This window comes from Dactylosporangium roseum (assembly GCF_025264685.1).
Classification (GTDB): domain Bacteria; phylum Actinomycetota; class Actinomycetes; order Mycobacteriales; family Micromonosporaceae; genus Dactylosporangium; species Dactylosporangium roseum.
The window spans coordinates 1,167,709-1,176,876 of record NZ_CP073721.1 but is presented as its reverse complement, the minus strand read 5'-3'; the positions used below and the strand labels follow the sequence as shown (position 1 = coordinate 1,176,876).

16 protein-coding genes are annotated in these 9,168 nt (G+C 70.1%); 13 read left to right on the top strand and 3 right to left on the bottom strand.

Features of this window, described 5'->3' with window-relative positions; genetic code table 11:
• Nucleotides 1–44 precede the first annotated feature (44 nt).
• Nucleotides 45–386, bottom strand: a complete 342-nt coding sequence (locus Drose_RS05905; protein WP_260727157.1) for a hypothetical protein — start codon at nt 384–386, stop codon at nt 45–47.
• Nucleotides 387–819: 433 nt separating this feature from the next.
• On the opposite strand from Drose_RS05905, the gene Drose_RS05900 reads away from it, so the two are divergent.
• A complete protein-coding gene (locus Drose_RS05900; RefSeq protein ID WP_260727156.1) occupies nt 820–1,134 on the top strand; it encodes a hypothetical protein in 315 nt (104 codons plus the stop codon).
• 121 nt (nt 1,135–1,255) lie between these two features.
• On the opposite strand, the gene Drose_RS05895 is transcribed toward Drose_RS05900, so the two are convergent.
• Nucleotides 1,256–1,483: a hypothetical protein gene (locus Drose_RS05895; protein WP_260727155.1), complete on the bottom strand. Its 228-nt coding sequence runs from the start codon at nt 1,481–1,483 to the stop codon at nt 1,256–1,258.
• 113 nt (nt 1,484–1,596) lie between these two features.
• Nucleotides 1,597–2,133, bottom strand: a complete 537-nt coding sequence (locus Drose_RS05890; RefSeq protein ID WP_260727154.1) for a hypothetical protein — start codon at nt 2,131–2,133, stop codon at nt 1,597–1,599.
• A 162-nt stretch (nt 2,134–2,295) separates the two neighbouring features.
• Here Drose_RS05890 and Drose_RS05885 point away from each other — a divergent pair, with 162 nt between their 5' ends.
• The 12 genes from Drose_RS05885 to Drose_RS05830 all read left to right on the top strand — a co-directional run bounded on the left by Drose_RS05885 (nt 2,296) and on the right by Drose_RS05830 (nt 9,166).
• Entirely contained in the window at nt 2,296–2,568 is a 273-nt protein-coding gene (locus Drose_RS05885) for a helix-turn-helix domain-containing protein (RefSeq protein ID WP_260727153.1), read from the top strand.
• Nucleotides 2,569–2,649: 81 nt separating this feature from the next.
• A complete protein-coding gene (locus tag Drose_RS05880) occupies nt 2,650–2,826 on the top strand; it encodes a hypothetical protein (protein WP_260727152.1) in 177 nt (58 codons plus the stop codon).
• A gap of 106 nt (nt 2,827–2,932) precedes the next feature.
• A complete protein-coding gene (locus Drose_RS05875) occupies nt 2,933–4,942 on the top strand; it encodes a DNA primase family protein (RefSeq protein ID WP_260727151.1) in 2,010 nt (669 codons plus the stop codon).
• An 89-nt stretch (nt 4,943–5,031) separates the two neighbouring features.
• Nucleotides 5,032–5,577: a hypothetical protein gene (locus Drose_RS05870; protein ID WP_260727150.1), complete on the top strand. Its 546-nt coding sequence runs from the start codon at nt 5,032–5,034 to the stop codon at nt 5,575–5,577.
• A 20-nt stretch (nt 5,578–5,597) separates the two neighbouring features.
• On the top strand, nt 5,598–6,326 hold the full coding sequence (locus Drose_RS05865; protein WP_260727149.1) for a DUF4097 domain-containing protein: 729 nt from the start codon (nt 5,598–5,600) through the stop codon (nt 6,324–6,326).
• Nucleotides 6,323–6,580 (top strand): hypothetical protein, encoded by a 258-nt coding sequence (locus Drose_RS05860; RefSeq protein WP_260727148.1) that lies wholly within the window; start codon nt 6,323–6,325, stop codon nt 6,578–6,580. The genes Drose_RS05865 and Drose_RS05860 overlap by 4 nt, the downstream gene beginning before the upstream one ends.
• A 32-nt stretch (nt 6,581–6,612) precedes the next feature.
• Complete coding sequence (locus Drose_RS05855) at nt 6,613–6,813, top strand: hypothetical protein (protein ID WP_260727147.1); 201 nt, start codon at nt 6,613–6,615, stop codon at nt 6,811–6,813.
• Entirely contained in the window at nt 6,810–7,454 is a 645-nt protein-coding gene (locus Drose_RS05850) for a hypothetical protein (RefSeq protein WP_260727146.1), read from the top strand. Before Drose_RS05855 ends, Drose_RS05850 begins: the two co-directional genes overlap by 4 nt.
• Nucleotides 7,451–7,672, top strand: coding sequence for a hypothetical protein (locus Drose_RS05845; RefSeq protein WP_260727145.1), 222 nt, complete (start codon nt 7,451–7,453; stop codon nt 7,670–7,672). The genes Drose_RS05850 and Drose_RS05845 overlap by 4 nt, the downstream gene beginning before the upstream one ends.
• Nucleotides 7,669–8,055, top strand: a complete 387-nt coding sequence (locus Drose_RS05840) for a hypothetical protein (RefSeq protein WP_260727144.1) — start codon at nt 7,669–7,671, stop codon at nt 8,053–8,055. Before Drose_RS05845 ends, Drose_RS05840 begins: the two co-directional genes overlap by 4 nt.
• A complete protein-coding gene (locus tag Drose_RS05835; protein WP_260727143.1) occupies nt 8,052–8,480 on the top strand; it encodes a hypothetical protein in 429 nt (142 codons plus the stop codon). Before Drose_RS05840 ends, Drose_RS05835 begins: the two co-directional genes overlap by 4 nt.
• Nucleotides 8,477–9,166, top strand: a complete 690-nt coding sequence (locus Drose_RS05830; RefSeq protein WP_260727142.1) for a hypothetical protein — start codon at nt 8,477–8,479, stop codon at nt 9,164–9,166. The genes Drose_RS05835 and Drose_RS05830 overlap by 4 nt, the downstream gene beginning before the upstream one ends.
• Nucleotides 9,167–9,168 lie beyond the last annotated feature (2 nt).

Sequence of the window (9,168 nt, the reverse complement as noted above, 5' to 3'; positions counted from 1 at the left end):
ATGAGCTCCCACGCCAGTCACTATGCTACGTCGCGTAGCAAAGTTCAAGAGGCGCTGTCCGAACGGAGGATGCGTTCCGGCTCCGTCCCGCCCGGCCGCGACAGGTCACCCCGGCACCCGCACGCACACCCGTCGAGCACGCCACGCCGCACCAACTGCCCGATCTTCGCCGACAGCAGGTCCGGCGGGAACAGACTCGGGTCGCACGCCTCGCCGATGCCGACCAGGTCGGGCCGGCCGGCCAGGACTGCGGCGACATCCCACCGGGTCGCCCACACCCACTGGCGGCCGTCGTCGTCGCTGCGGATCTGGATCGCGTCGTCAACCGCGGTCAGGAACTGCTCGTCGGGGATGTCCTTGCAGGCGTGCGGCGGTGCGATCGTCACGGCACCTCCACCCGATGCCCACACTGATCCTGCACCGGCGACCCCGCCCACTGCCGGTACAGGACGGCGGCCGCGGCGGCGAGGGATCGGGCAGGGATCACCCGTCGGATGGTCCACCTACCAGACCCGGAACGGATCAGGTGGATGGGTCGCGCTTGGTGGTGAAAGCACGACCGGCCCGCGGCTGACACACCGAGCCCGGGCACAGCGCGCAACCGCCCGCCTCGGCCCGCACCCGGTGCGCATAGGCGCCATGACCGCAGATCACACACAGCTCCGGCGCAGGGGTCTTCCCCGGCGCCGAGATCCCGGCCAGCCGCATCACGGGGACCGCCACCGTGCCCGGTCCTCTCCCGCTTTCCGCGTGCACCGCATGGGTTTTCCCGTCACGGTCACGCCTGTCGCGCCTTCCGGCGAGCAGTAGGCGCCCGCTGTGACTGTGTGGCCACCGGCTGGCGGGGCGGAGGTTTTCGGCGCCGGCGGTTTCGTGGTCTTCGGCGCGGGCGGCTTCGTGGTGGTCCGGCCCGCGGTGGGCGCCCCGGCGGTGGGCGCGGTGACGTCGCTCGGCGACGGCGAGGGGCTCGGGCTCGGCGACGGGCTCGGCGACTCGGACGGGCTCGGCGACGACAGAACCGCGTTCTTCCCGGTGCTGTCCGGCTTGTCCGGGCCGCAGCCGGCCAACGCGACCACCAGGGCAGCGGCGGCGATGAGACGGAGAGGGGTCATGGTCGGATCGTCCACCCGGTAGGGGGCGGAACGCATCGGGCGGCCGGTCACGGCTGGACACCGATCGACGACCACGTATGGCCCCCGCGGCTGGCCTCGGGCTCCCCGGGCCGCCTAGTGGTAACCCGATGCGGCGACAGTCGTCACCGCTGCTTGCGGCTCGACCCCGGGCCACGGCCGAGCCGCCAGTCGGACGGCTTGTGCCCGCGGAACGTCTTGCCGTCGAGGATCGCCTGCGTGTTCGCCGCCGCCTCAGCACACTCGGGGTGACCCCACTGCCGACCACCGGGGACTCGGGCAATGTCCTGCCCGATCCGGTACGGCCGCTCACACAACGGGCAGGTCCCGCCGTACCGCGCCTCCATCGTCACGCGCGCAGCGTAGCGCCCGGGCGGGATCGGTATGGCCCTCGCGGCTGGCGTCGCCGCCACGCCTCCCCTACCGTGATCCCCGGCTCGCAGCCCGATCCCCTGGATGCTGCCCTCTACCCCTGTGACGCCCCCCGCGACGTCGGCGGCAGCAACCCCACGTCGCGCGCCCGCGACACGAGGCTCGACGCGCCGCCGACGGTCAGCCCGAAGCGCTCGGCGACTGCGGTGGTCGGCTTGCCGCCGGCCGAGTACGCGGCACGGTAGATGGCAGCCACCTCCTGCAGGCGCCGCCACGTGGATTCACGCAGCCCGGCCGGGCGCACGGCAGGCGCGTCCCGCGTCTCGTCAAGCCGCTCACGCTCGGCCCGGATCAGGTCGCCGATCCTCAACTCGCGGACGATGCCCGGGGTGAGTGGAACGCCGGTGGCCGGCATCTGCAGCGGCGGCGGTACGGCCCGGTTCTCGGCGCGGGTGGCCATGGAGGACAGCTTGATCCCGACGCATTCACGCCGGCCGTCGATGGTCTGCCAGTACATGCGCAGCATCCATGGCCCGTTGTCGTCGGGGTACCGCTGGAAGGTCAGCGTGACGTCGTCTTCGGCGAAGTGCTCGAGCTCAAGCCCGTCCAGGTCTTCCCTGGTTGCGTCCACATTTGCGGGCGCATGCCCTGACCTCGTCATGTCCCCCACGCGGACCAAGGTATGGCCTTTTAAGAGGTCTGCAAAGGATCCTTTGCGTCAAGTTCGATCCGAAGATGTCTGTCCGCGTCTTCAGATGTTGCAAACCTCTTGATTTTCTGCCAGCATGGGGTCATGTCCACCAAGGCCATCCTGAGCCTCATGGCGGCCCGCCAGCACGCGGAAAGCGGCAGCGGCCGGACCATCCGGCAGCGAGCGAAGCTGTCGATGAACGAGGTCTGCGGCGCGATCGGCGTCACCGTCGGTGCGCTGTCCCGCTGGGAGAACGGACTCGCTGTCCCCCGCGGCGAACCCGCGATCCGTTGGGCGGAGCTTCTCGGCGAGCTAGAGCAGGCCCTCGACGGCCGCGCGGCCCGCAAGAGCACCAAGCCGGCGAAGGCCGCCTGACCCCTATCCCAGAAACGACAACAGGCCCAGCAGGTGTCCGACCACCTTTGCGCTGGGCCCTAACGGAATGGAGCTTCCGTCATGTCTCACGCTCAGCCTAGCAAGATCGGCACCACCCGCACCATCACCACCGACGCCCGCGCCCGCCGCGAGGACCGCCAGCAGCGCAACCGTCGCCGCGACGCCGTCTACAGCAACGAGCTGCGCGCCGCCCTCCGCGACGCCGCGCCGCTGCTGTCCGTGCACCGCATCTTCTGACAGCACCCCTCCTGACCCCAAGGAAGGGGTTCTCCTCCATGCGCAACACACAGCCGGCCGCCCGTAGCGGCGCATCCCTGCGGGCGGCCGGCACGCGGGGGGACACGTGACGGACGAAGCACCGACGATCCTCGTCGTCGAAGGCGTTGAGCAGGCCAAAGTCGCCGAGGAGTGCGCTCCCCCGGGCGTGCAGGTCCTCGGGGTGGCGGGCTGTCGAAGCTGGGCAACCAGCGACAGCCCGCCTGAAGACCTCTCTGCCGTCGAAGGCAAACCCGTCGTCGTCGCCTTCGCCATGGACGTTGCCGGCGATCCGCAGGCGCACCAGGCGGCAACTGCGCTGACCGACGCGCTCATGGCCGACGGGGCGAGCAGCGTCCGCTACCTCAGTCTGCCCGGCCGCGCCCGGCTCGCCACCGTCCTCACTTCCCGCCCGGCCGAACGCCGGACCACCTACCTCGCCAACCTCATCGCCCAGGCGAAGCCCCGGCTCCCCCGCAAACCGTCCAAGCGAACCGACCGCCAGGAAACCGCAGGCGACATCGGGTTCTTCGACCACAACGGACTACTCGTCCAGCGGCTCTACCTAGCCATCGTCGACCGCTACCCGGCCGCGCTGACCCGCGAACGGAAGGTCGCCCTGTACCGCAGCGGCGTCTTCCACATCGACGGCACCGCCTTCGTCGGCGTCATCTCCGATCTTCTCGGCGACCGATACCGGCCCGGGCATCGCGGCGCGGCCGAGGAGTTCGCCGCCGGCCAGTTGTTCAACATCAGCCGCTTTCTACCCGAACACGGAGACACCGCCTTGCTCAATGTCCGCAACGGCATGCTGGACCTTGCGACCGGCACGTTGAAGCCGCACGACCCGATCTACCTGTCGGGTACGCAGTTGCCGATCGAGTGGAACCCGGACGCGAAGTGCCCGACCTACGACAGGTGGCTCGCTGAGGCGATCGGCGACCAGGTGAACGACCTCGAAGAGTCCACCTCCACCATGCTCGACCCGTCCCGGACCCCGACGAAGGCCGTGTTCCTGTTCGGGCCGTCCCGGTCGGGGAAGAGCACCTATCTACGGCTGATGCAGAAGATCGCCGGTGATGAGAACTACTCGGCGGTGACGCTGCACCAGTTGTCCGAGAACCGGTTCGCGGCGGCGAACCTGTACGGGAAAATCCTGAACTGCGCGGCGGACCTGTCGTCGGCGCACGTCGAGGACATGAGCGTCTTCAAGATGCTCACCGGCGAGGATCCGGTGCAGGCGGATCGGAAGTTCGGCAGTCAGTTCGCGTTCGTCAACCGGGCACTGTTCGCGTTCTCCGCCAACGAGCTGCCGACGGTTGGCGAGTCGTCGTCGGCGTACGTGGAGCGGATCAAGCCGTTCGGGTTCCTGAAGTCGTTCGCCGGCCGCGAGGACCCGACGATCGAGGCGAAGATGATCGCCGAGGAGCTGCCCGGCATTCTCGTGCGCTGGGTAACTGCCTGGCAGCGGATGACGGCCCGCGGCGGCTACCTAAAGACCGACCCGCAGATCCGCCGCGAGTTCGAGGTGCGGTCGGATCGGGTCCGGCAGTTTGTCGCCGAGCAGTGCAAGGTCCAGGCAGTTACGCCGGACGGCTCGGCAGTTATTGCCGGGACGGAACTGCCGGGGAGCCTGACGATTACGAAGCGTGCGTTTGCGCAGGCTTTCAACCGCTGGGCGGAGCAGCAGCAGGCGAAGCCAATGGGCGAGCGCAAGGTTATCGACCGCGTGACCAGCATCAACGGCGTGTTCGAGGTGCGTCGGACGCCCGGCTCGATCCGAGCGTTGAACATCACGCTGCGTACCGAGACGGACGAGAAGTGGCCGACCGAAGCCCCCGACGATGATCTTGCCCCGGCAGTTCCGGCAGTTTCAGAGCGCACTGTCCCCAACCCCGGAAAGACGCGCGATGTCGAGGGCACTGACGGTGACGTACAGGGCGTTTTATATCTCGCGCACGGGGGGGAGTACGGCGATTCTGCCGGAACTGCCGGAGAACAGCCGGCGTGCGCCCGCTGCGGCGGGGCACTCGTCGCCCTGATCGACGTGACGTCCGGCTACCACGACGAGTGCCCCGCCGCCGTCGAGGCCGCCTGATGGCGGCCGTGAGGTCCGTACGGACACCCGCTCTGCCAGTTCCTCGCCGCCGATCTGAGCCCGACCGCCCACAACCGGAGGTCCGCCCGATGAAGACCGACACCCGATTCACGTTGGCGCTGGAGCAACTGATGCTCCACCCGCAGTTCGTCGAGATCGCCCAGCACTGCCAGAACCTCCTCCCGACCGCCGTCGCCGACCAGCACGGCGCCGCGAACCGGCACACCCGCAACCTCGCCACCGAAATCGGCGCCTACCTCAACGGCACCCGGATCGGCGGCACCGCCGAACAGGTCCCCGGCTGGCTGCGCCTCGGCGTCATCGAGGCGTGGATCGCCTACTGCACCGGCACCGCCGACACCTGCATGCACAACCCGACCGTCGACCGGCCCCAGCCTGTGACCGCGGCACCGTGGCGGCTGAACACGATCGTCTGCCTGGCCTGCACGTACCTGCTGGTCCCGAAGAAGGGGTCGGTGGCCGACCGGACCTGCGACGCGTGCGGCCACGAATGCGCCGGTGGCGGCGCCGACGACCCGATCTACCCGTCGGTGGTCCAGTTCGGGTCGCTGATCTACCAATTCGCGGTCTGCACCTCATGCCGCGAAGACGTCCTGTCCACCCCTGGCGCCTGACCTGCAGAACGGAGCTTTCGATGCCCACGACCCGAACCTTGGCCGCACAATCCCCCGGCCCGATCGAGCTGCACGCCTCTCTCGGCGCGTTCTCCCTGTCGGTGATCGCCGAGCAGCGCACCCACGCCGAGTTGACCATCTCCACCACCGACGACTCCGGCTCGTCGGCCGACGCGGTGAACGCCGCAACCCTCGACGCCTCCGGCGACCGACTCACCGTCCGCTTCCCGCAGAACGCCGGCACGACCGTCATCCAGTCGGGTCGTGGCTTCCGGTCAGTGAGCGTCAACAGCGTCGGCGGGGTGTTCATCGCCGGCGACAACTTCGGTGTCATCCAGGCCGGCGGCGGCGTGTTCGTCAACGGCCGGCCAGTGTCGGGCGGCACATTCGTGTCGATGTCGCCGGTACACGTCGTGGCCCGCGTCCCGTCCGGTTCGAGCATCGGCGTCAACACCATCTCCGGTGATGTCGGCGTCGTCGGCGACCTGGACCGGGCGGACGTCAACTCCACGTCGGGTTCGGTGGAGCTCGGTGCGGTCCGTGACGTCGACGTGCGTACCGTCTCCGGTTCGATCAGCGTCGAGCGGGTGTCGGGCCGGGCGCGGCTGAACTCCACGTCGGGGTCGATCGACGTGTCAGGTCCGTCGTCGGCGCGGTGTGACGCGCGGACGGTGTCGGGGTCGGTCCGGGCGGCCGGCGGGATCGACCTGGACGCGTCGTCGGTGTCGGGGCGGGTGCGGAACCGATGACGACGTTCTGGCTGCTCGTGGCGGCCCTCGCCTCGTTCGGGTCCGCTGCTGCCGGTGTGGCGTTCTGCCTGAAGAAGCTTCGCAAGGCGTGGATTCCGCCCTCGCTGCTTGCCGCCTGGATCGGTTCGTCGTTCGTGGCGGCCGTCGTGCACCTGGGCCTGGAGAACTTGGTTCGGGCCACGATCGGCGCCGCGACGTTGTTCTGCGCCATCGCTGCGGCGGCGTTGCACCAGGCCAGCCGCGAGCACGTGTGACCGGCCCGATTCCCCCAACGGAAGGAACCACGATGACCACACCTGACAAGCCCACGCACTACGCCCAGGCGGAGGCGATCCTCGCCGGCCTGCCCAAGCCGGATCGCCTCGACTACGACCTGCAGATCGCCGCAGCCCAGGCGCACGCGACCCTCGCGGTCGCCGACCAGCTCGACAGCCTGGACTCGACCCTCCGCGACCTACACGAGACGCTGCGGGGGTCGGGGCGATGACCACGACCACCGACCAGGCCGCCGAGGTTGCGGCCTGGAACGCCGCCCACAGGCCCGGCACCCTCATCCAGTGGCGCCGCACGCCTGCCGCCGCATGGACCACCAGCACCACCTGGACCGACGCCTACCTGCTGAAGGGTGTGCCGACGCTGCGCCCGTCGTCGGGCGAGTTCGCGCCCCTCGCGAACGTCCGCGTTCACCCGCTCACGGACCGGCTCGCCGAGCTGGACAGGGTCGAGGTGGCGGATCTGGACTTCCCGCCGCCGGACTGCGAGTTCTGCCACGTCGCCACCTCCCACGACGGTGACCGGTTCTACTGCCCGCAGTGCCGGGCACGGTGGACGTCGAACGGCACCGACGGGTCCCGCTGCTGTGTCGAGTGCGGCGTCCACGAGGCCGAGGTGCTCGGCGGCGACCAGCAGCCGCGATGCCTGCCGTGTGCCGCCGAGGTGCTGGCCGGCACGCTTGACCCGACGGCCCCGTACGAGTGCCGGCGCTGCGGTGGCGAGGTGGTCGGGATCGGCCGCGAGCACGGTCAGCCGTGGGCGAAGCGGCTGTGCGGGCTGTGCAGCGACGCCGCCGACCGTGACGCCGACCTGAACCGGTGGCGCACGCTGCGGGCCGGGGCGGGTGCCCGGTGACCGCCGAGACGTGCCTGGTGCATGAGGGTGAGCGCCGCATCCTGCACGGCTACGACGCCACCATCCTCGGCGGCTGCGAGCCGTCGCAGGAGAACCCGGACTGGTGCCGGCATCGGGTCCGGTTCGACACGCTGATCAACCGGACGACCGGGACGTGGCATGAGACGTCAGCGTTCGGCTGGGAGTTCGGTCGCGTCATCGAGGCGGCTGCCCGGTGACCGCCGACTTCACGATCACTGGCTTCCCGCCGCACACCCTGACCATCACCGAGGTCGACGGCGCCCTGACGTACACGCTGACCTGCGACGGCGTGACCGACACGTGCCGGGCCTGGCAGGAGTGCCTCGACACCGACTGCGACCGCGACGTGCTGGAGTGGTCTGAGGAGGACGGCGACGACGAGCCGGAGGCGCACGGCATCCGGCACCGCAACCTGGACATGGGCTGGTCGACGCCGCTGGACGAGTGCTGGCTGGTCGGGCATCCCGACTGGCCTGAGCCGGCGCGGGAACTGCAGCTCGGGCCGGGCGTATACCGGGTCGTGCACCGGTACGAGGCGGGCGGCGACTACTTCGTGCTGAGCGTGGTGGGCAACCGGTGACTGTCGACGGCATCGAACAGGGGTATGTGACCGGCGCGTACGCGGTCGCCCGGTGGCTGGCGTCCCAGGCGAACGAGGCGCGCGCGAACCGGCGCCTGGACGCCGAGACGTGCCGGAAGCTGGCCGCCGGCGCGGAGGCGATGGTGGTGGCGATGATCGGCCGGCTGAACGCGAACCCGGACGGCTGCGACGCCGTCGACTGGCCTGCCGGGGATGCGAAGATCCGCGAACTGTCGATCACGCCGTGGGACATCCGCGCCGCGGCGACCGGCGGCGGGCCCTGCACCTGCGGGAAGCCGTTCTGGACGCACGTGTGCCTGTCGTGTTCGCCGGACTACCAGACGCCCGGGCCGGGCTGTGGCAACTGCCGCAACACCGGCATGGACCAGACGCCCTGCCGGCCCTCGAGAGGAGTAGCGCCATGACCGGCGTGCGTGTGCAGTGGCGTGCCGACTACGGCCCCGTGCAGTTGCGGGATCTGCTCGGCCTTGCCGAGTGGCAGGTGGAGCGGCTCGGCAAGGCCATCCCCGCCCCCGATGTGCCGGGCGGGCGCTGGTCGCAGGCGGTGGCGAAACGCCTCCACCGGCGCCGCAAGGCCCTCGCCGCCCGGGCGGGCAGCATCCCCGACATGGGCGTCCACCGGGCGGCCGAGATTCTGTCGGAGCGGCTGGGTCTGCCCGTCTCCGCCGACGCGGTCCGGGAGTTGTGCCGCACCGGTGTGATCCCGGCGGCCGGCACGTACAAGACGCACCGGCTGTACGACGGCCGGGCGATCGAGGCGTTCGCTGACGTCGCCGTCCTCAACCAGGCCGAGATCGACGGCTATCTCATGCCGACCGTCGACGCGATGACGCTGCTCGGCTGCCGGGAGCGCGACTGGCGGCATTTGATCGCGAAAGGCTGGCTGCGCCCGCGGCTGTACGTGAACGGCCAGTGGGGATCGCGGGTGGCGCTGTTCCGGGCGAAGGATCTGCGGGACCTGCGGGCCTGCCCGGACATCGACTGGGACGCGGTCCGTGCGGTGCCTGCCGGTCGGCGGTCGCTGCTGGCTGCGCTGCCCGACCTGGATGGACCCGTCACCTACTACATCAACGAACCGAAGGAGCACTGATC

Bases quoted from the DNA above. Each gene is read 5' to 3' on its own strand.
- Drose_RS05885 (WP_260727153.1), top strand. From the start codon at position 2,296: ATGTCCACCAAGGCCATCCTGAGCCTCATGGCGGCCCGCCAGCACGCG.
- Drose_RS05880 (WP_260727152.1), top strand. From the start codon at position 2,650: ATGTCTCACGCTCAGCCTAGCAAGATCGGCACCACCCGCACCATCACC.
- Drose_RS05870 (WP_260727150.1), top strand. From the start codon at position 5,032: ATGAAGACCGACACCCGATTCACGTTGGCGCTGGAGCAACTGATGCTC.
- Drose_RS05865 (WP_260727149.1), top strand. From the start codon at position 5,598: ATGCCCACGACCCGAACCTTGGCCGCACAATCCCCCGGCCCGATCGAG.
- Drose_RS05860 (WP_260727148.1), top strand. From the start codon at position 6,323: ATGACGACGTTCTGGCTGCTCGTGGCGGCCCTCGCCTCGTTCGGGTCC.
- Drose_RS05855 (WP_260727147.1), top strand. From the start codon at position 6,613: ATGACCACACCTGACAAGCCCACGCACTACGCCCAGGCGGAGGCGATC.
- Drose_RS05850 (WP_260727146.1), top strand. From the start codon at position 6,810: ATGACCACGACCACCGACCAGGCCGCCGAGGTTGCGGCCTGGAACGCC.
- Drose_RS05830 (WP_260727142.1), top strand. From the start codon at position 8,477: ATGACCGGCGTGCGTGTGCAGTGGCGTGCCGACTACGGCCCCGTGCAG.